The organism is Sorangium sp. So ce836, from assembly GCF_028553905.1.
GTDB lineage: Bacteria > Myxococcota_A > Polyangia > Polyangiales > Polyangiaceae > Sorangium > Sorangium cellulosum_D.
Map to the genome: position 1 here is coordinate 12,239,115 of NZ_CP102233.1, position 19,700 is coordinate 12,258,814.

Annotated in this window: 17 protein-coding genes; 4 read left to right on the forward strand and 13 right to left on the reverse strand. The window is 72.6% G+C overall.

The genetic code is table 11. The features are described 5' to 3' along the window. Positions 1–92 precede the first annotated feature (92 nt). From NQZ70_RS44710 to NQZ70_RS44720, 3 genes are all read right to left on the reverse strand, one after another. Entirely contained in the window at positions 93–1,487 is a 1,395-nt protein-coding gene (locus tag NQZ70_RS44710; protein ID WP_129579683.1) for a GH1 family beta-glucosidase, read from the reverse strand. A gap of 45 nt (positions 1,488–1,532) precedes the next feature. Further along, positions 1,533–1,712 carry a heavy metal-associated domain-containing protein gene (locus NQZ70_RS44715; RefSeq protein WP_129581949.1) on the reverse strand — a complete coding sequence of 60 codons (180 nt, stop codon included), beginning with the start codon at positions 1,710–1,712 and terminating at the stop codon, positions 1,533–1,535. Positions 1,713–1,876: 164 nt separating this feature from the next. Then, positions 1,877–2,887 carry a hypothetical protein gene (locus NQZ70_RS44720; RefSeq protein WP_129581950.1) on the reverse strand — a complete coding sequence of 337 codons (1,011 nt, stop codon included), beginning with the start codon at positions 2,885–2,887 and terminating at the stop codon, positions 1,877–1,879. 355 nt (positions 2,888–3,242) lie between these two features. Between NQZ70_RS44720 and NQZ70_RS44725 the strand changes: the two genes are divergently transcribed. Further along, positions 3,243–4,022, forward strand: coding sequence for a helix-turn-helix domain-containing protein (locus tag NQZ70_RS44725; protein ID WP_129579684.1), 780 nt, complete (start codon positions 3,243–3,245; stop codon positions 4,020–4,022). Positions 4,023–4,039: 17 nt separating this feature from the next. Next, positions 4,040–4,468 (forward strand): membrane spanning transport protein, encoded by a 429-nt coding sequence (locus NQZ70_RS44730; protein WP_129579685.1) that lies wholly within the window; start codon positions 4,040–4,042, stop codon positions 4,466–4,468. Positions 4,469–4,650: 182 nt separating this feature from the next. Here the strand turns inward: NQZ70_RS44730 and NQZ70_RS44735 are convergent, their stop codons facing one another. Continuing rightward, a complete protein-coding gene (locus NQZ70_RS44735; protein WP_129579686.1) occupies positions 4,651–5,877 on the reverse strand; it encodes an ROK family transcriptional regulator in 1,227 nt (408 codons plus the stop codon). Positions 5,878–6,863: 986 nt separating this feature from the next. On the opposite strand from NQZ70_RS44735, the gene NQZ70_RS44740 reads away from it, so the two are divergent. Next, positions 6,864–7,799 (forward strand): Kazal-type serine protease inhibitor domain-containing protein, encoded by a 936-nt coding sequence (locus NQZ70_RS44740; protein WP_237244622.1) that lies wholly within the window; start codon positions 6,864–6,866, stop codon positions 7,797–7,799. Positions 7,800–8,096: 297 nt separating this feature from the next. Then, positions 8,097–8,510 (forward strand): hypothetical protein, encoded by a 414-nt coding sequence (locus tag NQZ70_RS44745; protein ID WP_129579687.1) that lies wholly within the window; start codon positions 8,097–8,099, stop codon positions 8,508–8,510. 32 nt (positions 8,511–8,542) lie between these two features. On the opposite strand, the gene NQZ70_RS44750 is transcribed toward NQZ70_RS44745, so the two are convergent. The 9 genes from NQZ70_RS44750 to NQZ70_RS44790 all read right to left on the reverse strand — a co-directional run bounded on the left by NQZ70_RS44750 (position 8,543) and on the right by NQZ70_RS44790 (position 19,287). Continuing rightward, the gene (locus tag NQZ70_RS44750) at positions 8,543–9,457 is read right to left on the reverse strand and encodes a metallophosphoesterase (RefSeq protein WP_129579688.1); all 915 of its coding nucleotides are present in this window, start codon (positions 9,455–9,457) and stop codon (positions 8,543–8,545) included. A gap of 258 nt (positions 9,458–9,715) precedes the next feature. Further along, entirely contained in the window at positions 9,716–10,819 is a 1,104-nt protein-coding gene (locus tag NQZ70_RS44755) for an alpha-hydroxy acid oxidase (protein WP_129579689.1), read from the reverse strand. A gap of 190 nt (positions 10,820–11,009) precedes the next feature. Beyond that, on the reverse strand, positions 11,010–12,020 hold the full coding sequence (locus NQZ70_RS44760) for an expansin EXLX1 family cellulose-binding protein (protein ID WP_272826903.1): 1,011 nt from the start codon (positions 12,018–12,020) through the stop codon (positions 11,010–11,012). Between the two features lie 122 nt (positions 12,021–12,142). Further along, complete coding sequence (locus NQZ70_RS44765) at positions 12,143–13,402, reverse strand: hypothetical protein (protein WP_129579690.1); 1,260 nt, start codon at positions 13,400–13,402, stop codon at positions 12,143–12,145. A gap of 246 nt (positions 13,403–13,648) precedes the next feature. Next, positions 13,649–14,575 carry a hypothetical protein gene (locus NQZ70_RS44770; RefSeq protein WP_129579691.1) on the reverse strand — a complete coding sequence of 309 codons (927 nt, stop codon included), beginning with the start codon at positions 14,573–14,575 and terminating at the stop codon, positions 13,649–13,651. 376 nt (positions 14,576–14,951) lie between these two features. Beyond that, a complete protein-coding gene (locus NQZ70_RS44775; protein ID WP_129579692.1) occupies positions 14,952–15,596 on the reverse strand; it encodes a DUF2267 domain-containing protein in 645 nt (214 codons plus the stop codon). A gap of 217 nt (positions 15,597–15,813) precedes the next feature. Next, positions 15,814–17,226 (reverse strand): YncE family protein, encoded by a 1,413-nt coding sequence (locus NQZ70_RS44780; RefSeq protein WP_129579693.1) that lies wholly within the window; start codon positions 17,224–17,226, stop codon positions 15,814–15,816. Beyond that, positions 17,223–18,779, reverse strand: a complete 1,557-nt coding sequence (locus NQZ70_RS44785; protein WP_129579694.1) for a YncE family protein — start codon at positions 18,777–18,779, stop codon at positions 17,223–17,225. The genes NQZ70_RS44780 and NQZ70_RS44785 overlap by 4 nt, the downstream gene beginning before the upstream one ends. 223 nt (positions 18,780–19,002) lie before the next feature. Next, on the reverse strand, positions 19,003–19,287 hold the full coding sequence (locus NQZ70_RS44790) for a hypothetical protein (RefSeq protein WP_129579695.1): 285 nt from the start codon (positions 19,285–19,287) through the stop codon (positions 19,003–19,005). Between the last annotated feature and the right edge of the window lie 413 nt (positions 19,288–19,700).

A 19,700-nucleotide genomic window follows, 5' to 3' on the forward strand; every position in this document is an offset into this window, starting at 1 on the left:
TCTTCCTGCTTTACCGCCTTCCTGCGGAGCCCTCTCCGGAGGGACGTCACCGGGACCGGTGCCTCCCGGGGAGGCGCCGGGGAGCGGCCCGCTCACCCCCCGAGGGTCGCGCCGTTCGAGGCGATGACCTCGCGATACCAGTGCGCCGAGTCCTTCAGCACGCGCTTGCCCGTCGGGTAGTCGACGAAGACGAGGCCGAAGCGGTGCTTGTAGCCGTGGGCCCACTCGAAGTTGTCCAGGATCGACCAGTGAAAGTAGCCGTTCACCGCGGCGCCCTCGGCGATCGCCCGGCGGAGCTCGATCAGGTGGCGCGCCATGAAGTCGATGCGCTGGGGGTCGTGCACCTTCCCGTCGAGCGAGATCCAGTCCCGGGTGGACAGGCCATTTTCGGTGATCACGATGGGGCGCTTGTAGCGCTCATAAAAGAACCTCGGCCCCCAGTAGAGGCACTCGGGGGTGACGGACCACTCGAAGGCCGTGATCGGGTGTCCCACCGGGTGCGGCACGACCTCGGCGCCGCCGTTCGCCCCGGCGCGCACCGGCACTCCCCAGTAGACGTTCACGCCGCAGAACTCGACCGGCTGCGCGATGATCTCCATGTCGCCGCTCCGGATCTCGGGCAGCTCGTTGGCGAACAGGCGGAGCCCGTCCTCGGGGTACCTGCCGAAGAACACGGGATCCATCCACCACGTGTTGGTCCACGTGGTGCGGGCGCTGACCGCCCACGTCGCCGCGCGCGCGGCCTCCAGATCCTCGGGTGACGCGCTGGCGGGGTATTTGACCTGCGCGACCGGCGCATAATAGACGTTGCACTTCCCCGGGCTCGCCGCGCGGATGGCCTGCACCGACTTGCCGTGCGCGAGCAGGACGTGGTGGCACACGCGCAGGACCTCGGCGAAGCGCAGCCGGTCGCCGGGCGCGTGGCGACCCTCGTAGTGGCCGGCGCCGGCGAACACCTGCGGTTCGTTGAGCGTCATCCAGTCCTTCACCCGATCGCCGAGCTTCTCGACCACGACGCTCGTGTACTCGGCGAACCAGTCGGCGCTGTCGCGGTTCAGCCAGCCGCCCTTGTGGTAGAGCGCGAGCGGGAAGTCCCAGTGGAACAGCGTGACGTGGGGCGCGACCCCCGCCTCGAGCAGCGCGTCCACCAGCCGATCGTAGAACGCGAGGCCGCGCTCGTTGACGGCGCCCGTGCCCTCCGGCAAGACGCGCGGCCACGAGATGCTGAGTCGGTAAGCGCGGAGGCCGATGTCGCGCATGAGGGCGACGTCCTCCCGGTACCGGTGGTAGTGGTCGCACGCGACATCGCCGGTCTGGCCGTTCCAGATCGCCTCCGGCTTCTTGCAGAACATGTCCCACACGGACGGCCCCTTGCCGTCCTCGTACGCGGCGCCCTCGATCTGGTACGACGCCGCCGCGGCGCCCCACAGGAACCCTTCCGGAAAGCCCTTTTCGCTCGGTGCCTCTTCGCTCGGTGATCGCGTCATGGTGGCCGCACCATACCAAACGCTGCCGAGCGCCGCACCGCGACGTCAGCCAGCCTCGCGCGCCTCGTAGCCCTCCTCGCGCACGGCCGCCACGAGCGCTTCGGTCGTCGCGCTCCCCTCGACGATCGCCTCCCCGCGCTCGAGGCTCACCTCGCACACCCGCGTGACGCCGGGGACCTTCGCGAGCGCCTTCGCGACCGCCCGAACGCAGTGGCCGCAAGACATTCCTTCGATAGCGAGTCTGCGCACCTCCTCCCTATGCCCCCACCAGGCAGCAGCGTCAACGAAGCCGCGCAGCGTCAAGCGCCCGCGCAGCGTCAAGCGCCCGCTCAGCGTCGAGCGGCCGCGCAGCGTCGAGCGGCCGCGCAGCATCGAGCGATCGCGCCGCGTCACCGCGGGCACTCCGGGCACGCCTGCCCGCCGCAGTCCACGCCGAGCTCGCCGCCGTTCCGCACGCCGTCGATGCACGTCGGCTCCTCGCACACGCCCGCCCAGCAGACGCCGGTCTCGCAGTCCGCGCCCGTCGCGCAACCGCCGCCCGGCGGACAGGGCGCCCACGGACCGCCGCAGTCGACGCCGGTCTCGGAGCCGTTCCGCACGCCGTCCGAGATCGACGGGCTCTGGCAGGTCTTCGGGTCCCCGAGGCACACCCCGGAGATGCAGTCCTGCGGGACGGAGCAGCGCGACCCGTTCTCGCACGGCCGCCTGCAGATACCGCCGCAGTCCACGTCGGCCTCGTCCGGGTCGCGCCGCAGGTTGATGCAGTGGCTCGGCGCGCAGAAGCCCCCGCCGCGCTGCGCGCCCACGGTCGGGACGCAGATGCGCCGGGTCCCGCACTGGTCGTCCTCGACGATGCAGTCGAACGGCTGCGCCTCGTAGCAGATCTGGTCGACCGAGTAGAGATCCATGAGGCTGATCCCGTTGTCGAAAGGCACGTTGACAGGCCTGTTCTCCACCGAGCAGACATCGGAGGTGCACAGGTTGCCGTCGTTGTAGAAGTCGGCCGGATCCGGCTTGGAGACGACCTTTCCCTCGTGCGTGCACTCCAGCTGCGCGCAGTCGCCGCGCACCTGGGAGGGCAGCGGGCCCGGGTAGATCTCCAGCTGGCACACCCGGTCCACGCACCGCCCGGCGCCGCAGCGCGGGTCCGGCGGTCCGGCGCACTTCGCGTCGTTGTCGCACGCCGTCCCGGCCGTCCCCGGCGCGCAGCTGAACCAGCCCTCCTGGCACTCGCTGCACGGCCTGCAGGCGAGAAAGCAGTCAGGCGCCGTGTCCTCGGGCGCGCAGCACAGCGTGTGCCCCTCCTGGACGCACGTGCACTCGTTGTCCGTGCACTCCGTGCCGGGCGCGTACTGGGTGTCCGACTCACAATCGGCCGTCGACTCGCACCGCCCTCCCATCTGGCTCATCCGCTCGCAGGAAGAAACCGCCAGGAAGATGAGAAATATGGAGATAAAAACGGAATGCTTAAGACATCTGATCATGCGTCCAGTCCTCCGGCACGAGGCCATGGCGCCGACACCCCGGCGGCCCCAATCCGCCGTGATGTCGCTTCCAACTCGCGACGATCCTACTCGGACCTGGCACAGGTCTGCCAGTCCTGACGACAGTTTTCGACACGTTGGATCAGCCCGGCATCGAGGGCCGACGCGATTACGTGCGCGCGTCTCGTTCCATTTCGGATTCGGCTGCTCGCGGCGGCGCTCCTCGGCTCCGCGCTTGCGCCGCCCGCGCCGGAGTGGTTCGCTGCTGCGCGTGACGGCTCGCGAGCACACGGCGCTTGTCGGCCACGGCGGTGTGCACGTCGTCGAGGGCGCCGGGGCGACGCGCCGCCACGCGCTCCACCTCGTCAAGCTGATGGTGCCGCTCGACGGCCCGCTCGAGGTCGCCGTCGAGGGCGGGCTGCCGTTCGGGGTGCGCGCGCCCGTGCTCACCGGCGCCGGGGTCGCCCATTCCGTCGGCGCGCCGGGCGCGACGGTCACGGTGTTCCTGCCGCCCGACGGGCTCGGCGCCGGCGCGCAGGCGGTCGGCCGCGGGCGGGCGCTGGTCCTCGAGGGGGCGCAGGCCGATCGGGTGCGCGCGGCGGCGCGCGACGTGCTCCGCGGCCGGCTCGACCACGCGACGGCGCGCGAGCTCATGGGGGCGTGCGCCCGCGCGTTCGCGCCGGGCGGCCCGCCGTGCGACCGCCGCGTGCTGCGCGCCATGCATCGCCTCGCGGGGCAGGCGCCGGCCCGCCCCGCGCTGGGCCCGCTCGCCGCGGCCGAGGGCCTCTCGCGCTCGCGGCTCTCGCACCTCTTTCACGACGCCTTCGGCCACCCGCTGCGCGACTACATGACCTTCCTGCGCGTCATGTCCGCCGTCCGGGCGCTCGTCGACGGCGCCGCGCCGGCGCGGGCGGCGCTCGCCGGCGGCTTCCACGACCAGGCGCACCTGGCGCGCGCCGTCGCCGCCACGCTGGGCCGCACGCCGGGCTCCGTGGCGCGCAGCCACTTCGTACAAGCGCCGGCCTCGGCCGGGCCCATCGTGGTCCTCTGAAACCCCAAGGAGGACCCATGCCCCCTCGCGCTGTCGGCGCCGCCCGCGTCGCCCTCGGTCTCATCGTCCTGCTCGGCGGCATCAACGGATTCGTCCGCGTCGTGCCGGTCCCCGAGCCGCTCCACCCGTTCGTCCAGCTGCTGGTCGACAGCGGCTACGTCTATGCCGTGAAGGCCGTGGAGATCACCGCCGCGGTCCTGCTCCTGCTCGACCGCCGCCGCCCCCTCGCGCTCGCGCTGCTCTGGCCGGTCGTGGTGAACATCGCGCTGTTCCACCTGCTGCTCGATCCCCGCGCCGGCATCAACGCCGTCATCCTGCTCGGCCTGCTCGGCGCGCTCACGTGGCACGATCGACACGCCTTCGCGCCGCTCTTCGCCGAGCGGCGCTTCGGCTCGGCGTCCCCCGCGGGCAGCCCGGCCCGCGGGGAGCGCGCCTCGCCCGCGTAGCGACGCCACGCATGGGGAGAGGCGAATGAAGAGGATTGGAACCACAGAGAGGCACGGAGAGCACAGAGGATTAGAGAGAGAGTCAGTGAATGAGAGAAGAAGATCTCATCTCTCCTCTTCTCTGCCTCTGTGCCCTCTGCGCCTCTGCGGTTCCGATCCTCTTCCCCGCGTGGAGCCCCGCGCTACGGCGCGCTGTCCTGGAGCACGCCGTCGGGCACGAGGCGGAGCGAGCGCACCGCGCCCTCGCGCGCGAGCAGGACGGCGCCGAGCAGGCCGGCCTCGCTGCCGAGCGGAGAGGCGACCACCGGCACCGCCCCCGCGCGGACGGCTTGGCGCGGCAGCTCCTCGCGCACGCCTTCGAGCAGGATGTCGGGCGCGGCGAGCAGCTCGCCGCCCAGCACGACGAGCTGGGGGTTGAGCAGGTTCAGCAAGACCCCGATGCCGCGCGCGAGCTGCACGCCCGCCTCGTGGAAGATCGCGCGGGCGCTCTCGTCGCCGGCGAGCGCCGCGCCCGCGACGGCGCCGACCGCGTGCGGCCGGGGGAGCGCGGCCAGCTGCGGAGAGCGCGCCGACGCGGCCTCGGCGGCGCGCCGGAGCGCCATGACCGAGGTGAACGTCTCCAGACAGCCCCGGCGACCGCAGCCGCAAGGCGGGCCGTCGTCAGCGACGCGGCAGTGGCCTATCTCACCGCTGTACCCCTGCATCCCGAAGAACAGGCGCCCATCGACGACGAGGCCCGCGCCCACGCCGAGCCCGACGTAGATCCACACGTACGACACCTGTCCTCGCGCGGCGCCGAGCTCCCCCTCCGCCACCGCCGCCGCCTGAGGCAGGTTGTACACGGGCACCTGCATGCGCAGCGCGCGGCTGAGCTCCGCGCGCAGCGGGAACCGCTCCCAGCCCAGGTTGGGCGCGAGCACGCACACCCCGCTCGGCCGCTCGATGAGCCCAGGCACGATGGCGCAGGCGCCGCGCAGCCGCTTCCGCGGCACCCCGCTCAGCTGCAGCACCTTGGGCAACAGCTCGGCCACGTCGCGGACCGTCCGGTGCGGATCGCGCAGGACGGCCGGCTGCTCCAGGCGCGCCCGCATCCGCCCGCGCGCGTCGGCCACGGCAACGGCCGTCTGCTCGACGCCGATCTCGATGCCCAGGTACGCCGCGCTGTCATCGTTGAACTCGAGGAGCCGCGCCGGGCGCCCGCCGCGCGACTCGGTCCCGACATCGCGGACGCTGCCGTTCTCGAGCAGCTCCTCGATGATGGCCGAGACCGTCGGCTTGGTCAGGCCGCTCAACCGCGCGAGGTTCGTGCGGGAAATCGGGCCGTGCTCCTGCACGAGATCGAGGACGAGGGAGCGGTTCAGCTCCCGAGGGGTGCGGTTGCTGGCTGTCTTGTCGTTGGCACGGACCATTCGAGCAGACCGAGACTTAGCCGTTCTCGCGCGGCGAAAGCAAGGGGCGTCACCACCGCGCCGCCACGAAACGCGCGCGGCGCGCCGCCGCCGGCGACCCGCGCGCCGAGCGCACCTGGCCTCCCTCGCTTCCCCGCGTCCCTCTCCTCCCCTTTCCTCCCCCTCACTTTCCCTTGGTTTCCTCCCCTCGCTGGCCGCGCACCACTGCGCTCCACACCCCGGGCGCCCGCGGAGCGCCGGAGCCGTTATGTCATCATCACACGCGCTGAGACCGGGCCCGCGTTGCCGGCGCCCCCTCCAGGTCTTCCGCGTAGCAAACTGCCCCGCAGCGCGGGATGCGGTCGTACGATGAGCACCCCCTGTGTGGCGGAACGCCTCATCCCCGCGTGTGAGGTGGGAACAGGGGGTGCGCGCGGTCTTCTCGCCGTCCGCCCCGCCCGGCCCTGCCCGGACCCGACGACCGCCGCGCTCCGCGGTGCCGTGACACCGCAGAAATCGGCGGCGAGCGGACTCATCTCTTCTCGCGGGGAACGCTGATTGCAAACGGCCCACGCGGGAGGCGAGCAGACGCTGAGTCGATGAGAGCTGACGACGTGGGATGAGTGAAGGAGAGCGATCGTCAAGGCGCTGGCGTGCGGACATACAGACGCACTACCGCCCCAGGTCGGGCGAGGACTCGACGGCATGGAGGATAGGGCGACATCGCGGCGAGGCGCGTCGCGCACGGCGGCCGTCGCGCGAATCGCTCGGCGCGCGCTCTCAGGGGCGATTGACGGGTCCTCGATGGGGTCCTGGCAACCGCCTGCCTGAGAGGGCAGGCCGAGTCGGCTCGCCCGGCGGCTGCGCTGGCGCTGCCGCTCGCGCGCGCTTCGCATTTCCGAGGAGACGCCCGGAGCGCTGGGCGTGTCTCTTCACGAGGAGTTTGCACGATCATGAAGATGGCAGATGTTCTGGGAGCTGTTCTCGCTGTAACGCTCGCTGGCTGCATGGCATCATCCGACGGTGCCGAGGGCGCGGATCTAGAGGAGACCGGGACAGTCGAGGGCGCGCTCAGGCTGAGCGACGTGGCGGTCGTCCCCGTGTATTTCGATCACGAGAACCGTTTCACGGTCGACCGGGAGCGGTCGGTCTACGCGCACTTCACGAGCCATCCGGGCAGGACGCTCACGCTCGAGCTGCAGCCGATCGCCGGGGGCAGGAGCGCCGCGGTCGACTTCAGGCTCCACGAGGTCACGAGCGAAGGTAGGCTGAGGCACGTCCGGCGGCTCCGGGGCGGCCGGGGGCAAGGCGTCGCGACGTGGGAGAGCCGGGGCACCGGGTCGTACGTCGTGCAGGTCCTCTCGCCGCGGGCGTCCGTCGAGGTGGCGCTCCGGCTCTCCTGCGGCGCCGACGCCTGCTCGCCCCTCGCGCAGCCCGGCGAGATGTGCGCCGGCATCGCGGGCATCGGCTGCGCGGAGGGCCTGTATTGCGACTTCGCCCCCGAGGCGAACTGCGGCGCCTACGACCGCAGCGGCACGTGCGAGTTCGTGCCCGAGGTGTGCAGGCAGGATTACGATCCGGTCTGCGGCTGCGACGGCCTGACGTACGGCAACGACTGTGTCGCGGCGACGGCCGGCGTCTCGGTGAGGAGCCTCGGGGAGTGCGGCCCCACGGTGGTGGGGCTCGGCGAGAGCTGCGGCGGCTTCACCCTCGGCGGCCTGCGCGTCTGCGGGGAGGGGCTCTACTGCAAGTACGCGCCCGACGCGATCTGCGGGCGCGCCGACGCGGCCGGCACCTGCGCGGAGAAGCCCGAGGTCTGCACGAAGGAGCTCGCGCCCGTGTGCGGCTGCGACGGCCAGACGTACTCCAACGCGTGCGTCGCCGCCGCGAGCGGCATCTCCGTCGACGTGCGCGGCGCGTGCGACCCCCCGCCTGTCGAGTGATCGCCCCCGGCGGCCCCGCCCCTGCCCGCCCCGTCGGCGCCGCGGGCTCCCTGACGCCGCTCCGCGATGGCGCGGCCGAGCGGAACGCCCCGGCGCCGCCAGGGGCCGCGCTCCAGGCAATCTGAATTTTTCCAGCGCAGTTCCCTATCTGCCTGTCCGATCGGCGCGTCGTCGCCGCGTTCGGCGGGGGCCTATGTTCCCTGGCGCTCGCGCGCGCGGCGTGCGTGGCGTAGATTGGGTACAGCGCTCGACGTCCATTTCCTGGCTCTCTGGGGGCGTGAAGCGCAGGAGAACGACATGCTCGTATCGCCGCTTCCCGTCGATGTCCGCCACGAGTCCGATCGGGGCAGCATCGAGATCTCGTATCCGGGGCGCCATCTCATCTACTACCGTCTTGCGGGGCACATCGACGCATCGCTCGTCCCCGGCCTCGTCAAGCCCACGTTGCACGCCATGGCGCTCCACGGGCACATCGACGAGTTCGTCGATTGCACGCGGATGACCGGCTACGACTCGATCGTGCGTGTCCGCATGGTCGAGTACCTCCGCGCCGCGCGCGAGCGCGGCTCGGTGCTCCAGCACGTGCTCGTCGGAGCCAAGATCGTGGCGCTGGGCGTCTGGCTCGCGAAGCTCGCCGCCGGCGGCATCGAGATCTACCACGATCGCGCCGCCTTCGAGGCCGCGCTGGGCCGCGCGCTCTACCCGGGCTGACGCCGCGCGAGCCGCCGCAAGCCGGTGGCGACCTACGGCTCTCCCCCCGCGCTCCCCTCGCCGTACCGGTGCGCTCGCGCCCGCCGTTCCCGGTTCCTCGCCACCCGCGCCGCCCGGCTCGCCAGGAGCTCCGGCGACGGCTTGCGCCCGCGGAGCGGCAGCTGCTCGGCGTGGTGCTCGTCGAACGACCCCGGCTCGCTGCCCAGCTCGAAGATCGCGACCTCGCGCTGGCCGCGCTCGCCGAGCCGCAGCGGCATCACCGCCGCGCCGATCCCCGCCCCCACGTAGACCGCCCCCTGGCCGGGCTCGCCCCGCTTGCGCGTCCCGTAGAGCCCGTGGATGTACCGGTGCCCCGCGATCTTGCCGATCGAGAGCTCGTTCAGGCGCGCGACCGTCACCTGGCCCGCGTGCGTGTGACCCGAGAGCACCAGCGGGATGCCGTGGCGCCAGAGGCCGTCCGCCTCCTCGGCGATGTGCGAGAGCCCCAGGGTCGGCAGATCGCGCCGCATCCCCTTCACCGCCTTCTCGCGCGACGCGTGGCCGGTATAGGCGTCGTCGAGCCCCACCACCTGGAGCCGCTCGTGGCCCAGCGTGATCACCGTGCTCGCGTTGCAGAGCACCGCGGCGCCGCCCCGCTCGAGCGCGCGCTTCACCGCGTCCGCGCCCGACCAGTGATCGTGATTCCCCAGCACGGCGATCACCGGCGCCTCGAAGCCGCGCACCACCTCTTCCAGCTGATCGAGGTAGAGCTGGCTGTGACACACGAAGTCGCCCGTGAGCACGACGAGATCGGGCCGCTGCAGGTTCGTCAGCGCCACGGCCGCGCGCTGCACCCGCACCGACGTCACCCGGCCGACATGCTGGTCCGTCAGGTGGGCAATGCGAAGCGACGACACCTGCTCGAGGTAAGCCGCCGGCCCCGCGAAGCGGCGGAGGCGAATCCCCATGGTCGCGTCCGCTCCCCCGGAATCCGGCCCCCCGCCCGAGGCGCCAGCGCCTCGCCGGAAGAGCCCCCGCCACCGCTCCCTCGCAGGTACTGCACCGCTCACGGCCGCCGAGTGTACGGGTGAGGTCGAGTGGCCGCCACCTTTTCTTTCGTCGAAGACGCCTTGATGCCGGGGAGCGCAGCAATCTGACGAGCGCGTGGTCCAGCGCTGGACAGCGCTGATCTTGGAAAACTCCGCGCTCGTGCGACTCGGCATCCCTCATCGTGCCTGAGCCCGGCGGATCAGGTCGCGATCGACGGAAGCCAGGGTGGGACAGCCGGCGAGCGCCATGGCCATCGACAGCTCATCGCGCAAGCCCCCGAGCACGCGCGCGACCCCCTCGCCGCCGAGCGCCGCGAGTCCCCACAGGACTGGCCGCCCGACCAGCACCGCGCGGGCGCCGAGCGCGATCGCCTTGAGCACGTCCGTACCCCACCGGACACCGCCGTCCATCAGCACCAGGCACCGCCCGGCGACCGCATCGGCGATGGCGGGGAGCACCTCGATCGTGGCGGGGGCGCCGTCGAGCTGCCGCGCGCCGTGGTTGGAGACGACGACGCCGGCCGCGCCGGCCCCGAGGGCGCGGACCGCGTCGTCGGGCCGGATGATGCCCTTGAGCAGGATGGGGAGCCTCGTGATCGAGCCGAGCCACTCGACGTCGCGCCACGTGAGCGAGGCGTCGTGTCGCGAGGCGACGTAGGCCGCGAGCAGCGATCCCCGCTCCGAGGCGGGGGCCGCCGCGGCGACGTCGAGGAGGTTCGCCATCGCGAGCCCCTCGGGGAGCGCGAAGCCGTTGCGCACGTCCGCGATCCGACGGCCGAGGAGCGGCGTGTCGACGGTGAGCATCAGCGCCCGGTAGCCCGCCGACTCGGCCCGCTCGACGAGCGCGCGCGTGAGGCCTCGGTCCTTGTGGACGTAGAGCTGGAACCACTTCGGCCCGGGAGAGGCCTCCGCGACCGCCTCGAGGCTCGTCGTCGAGAGGGTGGAGAGCGTGAAGATGGTGCCGAGCTCGGAGGCCGCCCGCGAAGAGGCGATCTCGCCGTCGGGGTGCGCGAGGCGCTGATAGGCGGTCGGCGCGACGAGGATGGGGAACGGCACCGTCGTGCCGAGCAGGGTCACGCTCATGTCCCGCTCGGCGACGTCGACGAGGACGCGATAGTGAATCTGGAGGCGGCGGAACGCGTTGCGGTTCTCCCGGAGCGTCCTGCCCTCGTCGGCGCCGGATCGGTAGTAGTCATAGGCCATCTTGGACAGGCGGGCGCGCGCTGCGCGCTCGAAGTCGTCGACGGTGAGCAGCGACGGGGCGGGGCGAGGCTCTTGCACGGCGTTCTCCTGGAAAGCGCGGCGCCGCGTCCTGGCCGCGGGCGCCGGCCATCCTACCAGGAGCGGACGCTCACGCACGAGGAGGCGAACGCGCTGCGCGACGCGATCTACGCCGCGCTGCACGAGGGGCGCGTCCACCGCTGGGCCTCCGGGCGGCCGCCCTCGGGCGGCGGCCCGGAGGCTCGCTCGGTCAGTTGCAGGCGGGGAACTGAGCGCTCGCGGGCTGTCCCCCGGCCTTGAGCTCGAGCATCGCTTCCACGGTGGAGCCGTTGATGTCGGTGGCGCGGACATGGTACGGCGCATTCCCCATGTTCCCGTCGCCGACGACGAAATAGTTGTACGACTGCCGCGTGGCCGTCTGCCACGTGCCGTTGATCTCCACCTCGACCTTCTCGATCGGGTGCGCGTGCCCCTCGACGAGGATCTCGTTCCAGTACTTGTTGGTCGCGTCCTTGAGGCGGAAGGTGACGGGGCTCGTCGTCGGGCACGGGATGTACCGCCAGGAGATCTTCCCCGCCGCGCCGCCGTTGGTGGTCCCGAGATACCCCTCGCGCTCTTCGCCGATCTGGAGAAAGGCGTTCTTGCTGAGATCGATGTGGCCCCTCACGCACTTCGGGTTCGTGGCGATCGGACACTGGTCCACGACCATGGCCTGCACCTTGCGGCCGTCGTCGCGGGAGACCTCCACGCACGCGCCGCACATCCCCGCGCTGTTGTAATCCTCGGTGTTCATGGCGGCGAAGTACTGGCCTCCGCCGAACGGCACGTGCGCGACGACGTCCGGGTTCCGCCCCGTGATCTGGTAGCTGCAGTTCACCTCGGCCGAGCCCATGTCGAGCGTGTAGAAGGTGATCGAGCCGTTCGCGTGGTCCGCGGGATAATCGCAGCTCACCGACGCGCCGCCCGCACCCGTGGTGGTAGCGGTGGTGGTGGCGGCGGTCGTGTTGCTAGGATCGCCGCTGCTCGTCGAGGTGGTGCCCGTCGTCGTGGAGCTGCCCGGGCCAGCGCCGGTGCCCGTCGTCGCGCCGCTCGCGCCCCCTGCGCCGGCCGCGCCCGCGCCGCCCCCCCCGCCGGTGGCGGTCGAGGTGCTCTCCGTACCGCCGGCGTCGCCATTGCCGTCGTCGCCGCAGCCCGCTACGCCGAGCGCGATCAGCGACAGGAGTGGCCATAAAATGCCCGTGGGCACGTAATCCAGCTTCATCTCGGCTCCTTAAGATTTATGATAGGGGTGGATATCCGCGAATCGACGCGACTGGATTACGCCAGGAGGGCCAACCGCGCAACAGCGCGTCGGCGCGGCAAATGCAAATGCAGCAGAGGGCTTCAGGGCCCGAGGGCGCGCTGCTCGATGAAGGTGCCGGAGGCCGTCGTGTACGCGATCCACAGCGAGCCGTCGCGATCCGCCTCGATGGCGACGTGCTTGAACGATTTGCCCTCCACCGCGAGGCAGCGCGGCTGAAACCGCCCTTCGGCGTCGAGCTGACCGAGCTCGAGCGCGTGCGGCGACCCGGGCTCGCGCGCGACGGGCCGGACCCGGGCCACGTGGATCGGCGAGACGCCCTGCGTGGCCGCGATCGGCGCGGGGCTCAGCCCGTTGGGGTAGAGCGACCAGACCGCCGGCATGTCGTCGCGCGGCGCCTGGTCGATGCGGATCGCCGCCATGCCGAACGCCGACATGTCCTTGGACGCCGGGAGGAGCACGTAGGCCGGCCCGTCGGCGCCGGTCGCGAGCGCGCCGTTCAACCGCGACTCGCCCGCGTCGCCGACGAAGAGCACCGCGTCGGGCCCGAGCTCGAGCTTGCCCTCCGGCGTGGCGCCGACCGTGCGGGCGTGCACCGGGGTCAGCGCCGAGCGCGCGTCGATGTACATCGCGAGCGCGCCGCCCTTCCACGGCGACAGCGCGACGAAGGTGGCGCCGCTGCCCTCCTCGGAGAGCGGCACGGCGGGCTTGTCGTCGAGCACCGCGAAGGCCTGGGTCACGGCGCCCTCGCTCGTCTTCCGGTCGGAGAGAAAGGCGAGGAGCGTGTGCCCTCCGGGCAGCGGGACGGCGGAGATCCCGGTGCCGCGGCGCCCGGCGCCGATCGGCGGCCCCTCGCCCCCCCACAGCGGGGTCCTCCGGATGGTGCCGCCGTGATCCATGCAGAACACGAACCGCGAGGCCACCTCGCACGCCGGCCAGGAGGCGCGCGCCGGCTCACCGCCGGCGGCGCCGGCGTCGGGCGCGGCGTCACGGGGCGGTGAGCCCGGAGCGGCGAGCCCGCTGGACGCCGGCACGGCGAGCGGGCCGAGGGCCGGCGCGACGTGCTGCGCCACGCCGTCGCGGTTGAAGATCACGCGGAAGTCCGCGCGGGCCGCCTCGTCCGGGGTCCAGAGCAGCGCCGGCCCGCGGAGCGAGAGCGAGAGGGGGCCGCGCCGGAGCTTGCAGCCCGCGCCGGGGGCTGGGGCTGCCGCTGCTGCGTCCGGTGCTGCTGCGTCCGGCGCTGCGGCGTCGGGGGCTGCGGCGCCCGGCGGTGCGCCGTCGGGGGCTGCCCCATCCGGTGCTGCGGCGTCCAGCGCCCCTGCGTCCAGCGGCGCGGCGATCACTGCGGACGCCGCGCTCGCGGTGGGCGCGACGGAGGGCGACGGTGCGGCAGCGCCCGCATCCGGCGCCGGCCCGGCGCCCGGCGCCTCCGAGCCGCCACGACAGGCGGCGAGCGCTGCCAACACGATTGCGCACGAACGCGGGGACGGGCAGCTCATCGCCGCAGCCAGACTCCGAGCAGGGCCAGGACGTTCCCTGTGCGCATGCAGAAGCTATCTCCGAAGAGACCCTTGCCTGGCCAACTTCGCTCAGCTCAAGTCGTCGAGCACCTCGGCGAGCGACGCGGCGACGATGGCCCGCTCCAGCCACCGTTCCAGGATCTCCGGATTCTTCTCGGCCAGGATGCGCTCCCGCGCCACGTCCGGCACGGCGGTGCCGCGAACCCGGAGCGCCGTCAGCACGGCGCGCGCCGCCTCCTCGGCACGGCCCTCGTTGCGGCCTTCCTTCCGCTCCTCGGCGCGAAGCTTCCTCTCATAATCCTCGAACCACGCCCGGATCTCTGCGCTCACCTCGTCCTCCTTGTCGGTCGCCGGCTCCTGTCCTCCGAGCCGGAAGTGTACCAGCAGCGGCCTGGCGACGCTCTTCTCCCAGGCATCGTCCGGCAGCGCCGCGAGATCGGCCAGCGCCTCGCGCAGGAGGCGGCCCGAGCCGAGCAGCCGCAGGAGCAGCGTCGCCCGCGTCCGCGGCAGCTCCGCGAGCACCACCACGCGCATCGCCAGGCCCGGCACGGCGTGGTAGACGCCTGGTTGCACCGGCTCGCAGCGGTAGGCGTCGAGCACCGTCTCAGGGCGCCCCGGGCCGATGACGACCAGCGCAGGGAAGTCCACCGCCGGCTGCGGCGACGCATCGACGTCCTCGTCCGGCGCGGCGGAGCCGGCCGCGGAGCGGGCGCGGCGCTCGAGCTCGTGATGCCACGTGAGCTGCTTGCGCAGGCACTGGCGGATCTGACGAAGGCTCGGCGTGCGGTGGAACGGCTCGAACAGGCTCGGCTCCGCCGAGAGCTCGCCGAGCAGGCCCATGCCCGCGCGCTCGGCCTGCCGCGCCGGATCAGGCACGCTGTAGACATCGATCTTCTGTGTCGCTGCCAGGACCTCCACCTCGGTCTCCGCCGACGAAACGAGGCTCAACCCGTCTCGCAGCAAGTTCTTGGAGAACTGATCGGAGCGATTGTGCATCGGAGGGCGACTCTAATCAAAAAAAAAGACCATATGGGCCACCATAAACGACGTGAGAATGCGAATTCATCAACCTGCAAAAGCGCCACGTATAACGGGTCGTACCCGCAACGACTCGTTGAACCGCAAGCATTTACCAGCAGGAAAGAGAATCGTTTGCAATTCGTCCTCAGTCGCCGCGCGCCATGGTGAACAGGTACACAGACGTCACGGGCCTGTCCTTCAAGAGCGAATCGGCGCTGAGATACTCAGGGATGATGGGATCGAATGGGCGGACGCGGACGAGCCGAGCTCGGTTTACATCCGAGCACTCAAGAACATCTGGATGGATTGAGAAGCACAACGGCACCCAGCCTCTCTCGGCCAGGCGGGGTCATCAGCGCTGCGTCTCGCTGACCGGACGCTCGGGGCCGGGCCGCCCCTCCGCCAGCGTGTCCCCGAGGCGCTCCTGCGTCAGCCCCCGGCTGCTCGACAGCTTTGTCTCCGCGTGCGGCTCGTCCGATCGGGCGACCGACCCCGCGTGCGCCGTCGCGGGGTGCGCCTCGCTCAGGGGGTGACGGCTTCCAGGCCTCCCCGTGGCGAGCGTCGAGCCATGACCGACCTCCGGCGGCGCCGGTGCGTGCACCGGCCGCGGCGGGGGCGCTCCGGCCGCGCGCGGCGTGAACAGGTCCGCCCAGTCCGCCAGGTGCCGCTGGAGCCTCAGGCGCTCGGCCTCGGGCAGCGCCTCCCCGACCACCTGGCACACGGCCTGGGCGTGCTCCATGCCGAAGCCGCGCGGCGCGCCCTCCCGACGGGCAACCCGGTCGTAGAGCTCATCGCGATCGAAATCGCCCTGATACGCCGCGCCGCGCACCGCGACGGCGACCGGCCCCGGCAGCCCGCCCGCGACCGCGGCCGCCTCGCGCTCCAGCAGCCTCTCGCCCAGCGTCCGCGCGGTCGCCGCGATCGCGCGCTCGGCCTCGTCACGGCCCTCGAAGCCGGCGCGGCGCTGCACCTCCTCGACGAAGCGCTCGTAGTCCATGATGCACCTCCCTCCTGGCGTGATCTAGCGATGCCCGTGCCACGGCGGGACCGGTCCCCCGACGCGAGCCCGGGAGGGGCGACGGCGAGCTGAGCACGCGCCGAACATCCACATCAGCTCGCTGGCACTCCGGCTCGGGAGCGGGAACCTAGAGCGCGAACGGCACGTCGATCCGCAGGATCTCGCGCTCGGACGCCTTCACCGGACGCGGCCGGGCCTACTGCTCGAGCACCGTGATCGACCGGTCCCAGTACGACGCGACCACCGCCCGCGCGCCGTCCTTCGAGACCGCCACCGCGCACGCGCCCTTGCCGGTGGGCAGCGACGCGACGACCCTCGGCGGGTCGCCCGCGATGACGGCGACGCCGCTGCCGGACGGCGGCCACTGGGTCCCGCCGAGCGCCACGAAGAGCGTCTTCCGATCCGGCGACGTCACCCCCGTCCGCGGGACCCCGCTGAGCGGCAGCGTGCTCTTCAACGTCATCGTCGAGAGGTCGATGACGCTCGCGGTCCGCGCGTCGGCGTTGAGCGTGATGCCGTACCGATCCTCGTGGAGCAGGAAGCCCGCCGTCGGACCGACGCCGACGGGCGCCTTCCGCGTCTCGGTCACCCCGGCGACGCTCAGCAGGATCGCCGTGTTGGACAGCCGATCCGGGAAGAACACGGCGCCCCCGTCCAGCGTGATGTCGCCCTCGCGCGGCTCGCGCCCGACCGCGATGCTCCGCCGCGTGGCGCCGAACGGCGACTCGCTCGGGTCGAACAGGTCGATCCAGGCGCCCGCCGGGCGGCCGGCGTGCGTCAGCGCGCCGAGCGCCGCGATGTAGGGGCGCCCCTCGGCCTGCACCAGGAACAGCTGCCCCGTCGCGTGCGGGAGCGTGATGTTCGCGAGCCGCACCCCCGTCGGCAGCTCGAACTTCGTCACCCGCTTCGTGTCCGTCGTCGCCGCGACCACCGTCCGGCCATCCGGGAGCGCCACGATGTCGCCCGGCGTCCGGCCGACGTCGAGCAGCACCGGATCGCGGTCCCACGCCGTCGTGTCCATCACCGGGATCCGCGCGGCGTCCTCGTGCCGCAGCACCGCGACGTAGCGATCGAACAGGAGCCGGATGTGATCGCCCTGCGCCGGCACCGACGCCTTGTGGATGATCTCGCCGCTCTCCAGCGTGTACTCGCGCAGCGACGCGTCGTCGGCGCTGACGTAGATCGACGTGCCGCTCGGGTTGAAGACGACGTCGAGCGGGTGCACGTCCCCGATCCGGAAATCGCGGGCGCGCCAGCGGCCCTTCGGCTCGGGGGGCGGCGGCGGGGGCTCGGGATCCGGGCCGAACGCCGCGGGGTTCGGCGCGTCGTCGGGCGCGCTGACCGAGGCGTCGCCGTCCGGCTCGAGCGCGGTCAGCGGCGGGGCCTCGCCCACGGGCGACTTCAGGCTCGTGATCGTGGCGATGATCACGGCCGCGACGCCGCTCGCCACCGACACCGCGGCCCGCGCCAGGCGCGGCTCGCGGCCGGAGAGCGAGGCGGCGGACCCGCGGTGACGCTCGCCGAGCCACGCCTTGCAGGCGCGGCACTTGCGCGCCCCCTCGACGATCCGGGCGCCGCAGCTCGGGCACGGGACGCGGCGCTCGCTCATTGCAGCACCCACGCGACCTTGGCGCGGTCGCCGAGCGCGAGCGCCGAGCCGCCGTCCGGGGCGAGCCGGATCCGCGTCGGCTCGCCGCCGAGCGGGTGGACCTTCGCCGCGTACGTCTTCAGATCGACCAGCGCCACCGAGCCCGCCCCGTCGCCGCTCAACGCCACCACCGCCTGCGCCCCGTCCGGTGCGACCGCCATGTCGAGGGCGCGGCCGGGGAACGTGACGGCGCGGAGGAGCTCGCGCTTCGAGAGGTCGAAGACCTGGATCGCGCGCCCCTCGTTGCATCGCACGACGGCGCGCCGGTCGCTCCGGACGAGCTCGATCTGCTCCGGCTCGCGGCACGTCGTGATGCGCGCCTCCTGCCGCACCGCGCCCGACGGGAGCCAGGTGAGCGGCACCAGCGTGTTCTCGGCCCGGAGGGCGACGAACCCCACGGAGCCGTCCGGGCTCATCAGCGCGCTGGCCGGGTTGCCCACCATCGAGGTGCGCACGCGATCCTGCTCCGAGCCGAGCCGGCTCGGGTCGAACGGATAGGCGACACCCCCCGACGGCTCGCGCTGGCCGGGCAGCGGGAGCTGGCCCGTCGTCGTGATCGCCCGGGAGCCGCTGTCGTCGACGGCCACCGGGCGCACCGGGTCGTCGCCGAACTGGATGCGCTCGATCTCGGCGTGGTACTCGGTCGCGAGGATCGCCACGGCGTGCGCCTCGGGCAGCGAGGCGAGCACGCGCCGGCCCGAGGCGCCGACCTGGATGTCGCCCACGGCCTCCCCGAGCTCGATCGTCTTGAGCAGCCGCGTCGTGGCGGCGTCGATCACGTAGATGCGCGACGGCGATGTCGCGTAGACGACCTCGCCCACGCGGTGGAGGCGCCGCACGTTGGGCGCCTCGGTGACGAGGCTCAGCGCCTCGCCGGTCCGGGAGCTGCGCACCTCCAGGCCGGAGGACAGCGCGACCGCGAAGCGATCCCGGTCGAGCGGGAGCGCGTCGAACGCGTCCTTGGGCAGCGAGAAGGGCCCGGCGACCGAGGGCGCGTCGACGAGGTGGCCGACGTTGTTGGGGCGCTGCCAGACGCAGCGGCCGAGCTGGCACGACTCGCCGCTCCAGCACGGCGCCCCGCACACGGGGGCCGGCGGAGGGACCGCCGACGCGGCCCGGGACGGCGCGAACCGGTGGGGCGCCAGGTAGCGCAGGGCGCCGCCGGTGCTGATGAGCCCGAGGATGGCGCCGATCGTGACGAGCGGGCGCCAGTGGAGGGAGAGCCAGCTCGCGTCCGGGGGGGCGTCGGGGACCGAGGGGGCGCGCACCGGCCGCTTCGACCCGTCGGTCGGCTCCCCGCACTCGGGGCAGAGGGCGACCCCGGCGGCGATGCGCTCCAGGCAGACGGGGCAGCTCGCCTCATCGGCGGTGGGCGCGGCGGGCGACCGGCGCGACGGCGGCTCCGGCTCCGACCACTGCGCAGGCAGCGGGGTCGCCTCGGCGGCGTGGCGGGCCTCCCGCGCGTCCGCGGCGCTGGAGGCGGGCTCGATATCGCTCCGCGTCTCGTGGTCCACTGCGCACCTGCGTCTTTGTCCGTGACGAGCGGTCCCCGCGTACTCCGAGCGTGCCCGGATGTCGAGCCCCTCGTCGCAGCGCAGCGGACACGGGACGCGGCGACGTCGCGAGCCGCGAGCCGCGAAGAAAATGACGCACGGAGAAATCGCGCTGCGGCCGGGAAGGCGCGCGGCCGGGCGAGCGTTACCGGTGGATCAGGCGAGCGTGGCTGTGGCCGCCAGCTCAGGAGTCGGCCGGCGGCCGCTGGATCGCCGCAACATCGGTGTAGTCGGATTGCCCGACGGGCTCGCGCCCGTCCTTCGGCGCGGACGGCGAAATGCCGGCGGGCCGGTCCGCATACGCCTCATCGCCCGGCTCCGCGTCGTCGTCGGGGGGCTCGGCCGGCGGATCGAGCCCGGGGCCGTGCCCGATGTCGTCCTCCGGCCGCGCGCCGTGCGCGGCGTGACCTTCTGCCCCGGTCTGCGCGGCCGTCCGCTCCGCGGCGTCACGTCGTTGATCGATCATCATCGCATCCTCCTTCCGCATTCCGCGTCTCGTGCTCCGTAAGCAATCCTGGATCCAGGCTCGCGGCGCTCCCTGCGGGCGAAGCGCGCCCGCAGCGCCGGGCACAGCCGTCGATGCGGTCGAGGCCGGCCCGCGAGGAGCTCGGGAGCGCGGGCGCCGCACGGCTCGCGCCGACGGCCTGCACGCAGCGACCGCTCGCCCCCGTGGCGGCTCTCCGGGAGGCGCCGCGCGGTCCAACAGCAGTATTCGCGATGGAGAAGAAATTTATTATGGGATCAAACAATCTCGCCCCTCGGATCGCGCGGCCTCTGGCCCTGAGCGTCCGGCAAGCGGCAATGATAAAAAATGCCAGCCTCAGCAAATCCCGAGCGCGTTCTACCGTGTGCGATTCCATCGGATGACGCACAACGTCACCG

Bases quoted from the DNA above. Each gene is read 5' to 3' on its own strand.
- NQZ70_RS44730 (WP_129579685.1), top strand. From the start codon at position 4,040: ATGCCCCCTCGCGCTGTCGGCGCCGCCCGCGTCGCCCTCGGTCTCATC.
- NQZ70_RS44750 (WP_129579688.1), bottom strand. From the start codon at position 9,457: ATGGGGATTCGCCTCCGCCGCTTCGCGGGGCCGGCGGCTTACCTCGAG.
- NQZ70_RS44770 (WP_129579691.1), bottom strand. From the start codon at position 14,575: ATGCACAATCGCTCCGATCAGTTCTCCAAGAACTTGCTGCGAGACGGG.
- NQZ70_RS44740 (WP_237244622.1), top strand. From the start codon at position 6,864: ATGGCATCATCCGACGGTGCCGAGGGCGCGGATCTAGAGGAGACCGGG.
- NQZ70_RS44775 (WP_129579692.1), bottom strand. From the start codon at position 15,596: ATGGACTACGAGCGCTTCGTCGAGGAGGTGCAGCGCCGCGCCGGCTTC.
- NQZ70_RS44735 (WP_129579686.1), bottom strand. From the start codon at position 5,877: ATGGTCCGTGCCAACGACAAGACAGCCAGCAACCGCACCCCTCGGGAG.
- NQZ70_RS44790 (WP_129579695.1), bottom strand. From the start codon at position 19,287: ATGATGATCGATCAACGACGTGACGCCGCGGAGCGGACGGCCGCGCAG.
- NQZ70_RS44710 (WP_129579683.1), bottom strand. From the start codon at position 1,487: ATGACGCGATCACCGAGCGAAGAGGCACCGAGCGAAAAGGGCTTTCCG.
- NQZ70_RS44715 (WP_129581949.1), bottom strand. From the start codon at position 1,712: ATGTCTTGCGGCCACTGCGTTCGGGCGGTCGCGAAGGCGCTCGCGAAG.
- NQZ70_RS44780 (WP_129579693.1), bottom strand. From the start codon at position 17,226: ATGAGCGAGCGCCGCGTCCCGTGCCCGAGCTGCGGCGCCCGGATCGTC.
- NQZ70_RS44745 (WP_129579687.1), top strand. From the start codon at position 8,097: ATGCTCGTATCGCCGCTTCCCGTCGATGTCCGCCACGAGTCCGATCGG.
- NQZ70_RS44760 (WP_272826903.1), bottom strand. From the start codon at position 12,020: ATGAAGCTGGATTACGTGCCCACGGGCATTTTATGGCCACTCCTGTCG.
- NQZ70_RS44720 (WP_129581950.1), bottom strand. From the start codon at position 2,887: ATGGGAGGGCGGTGCGAGTCGACGGCCGATTGTGAGTCGGACACCCAG.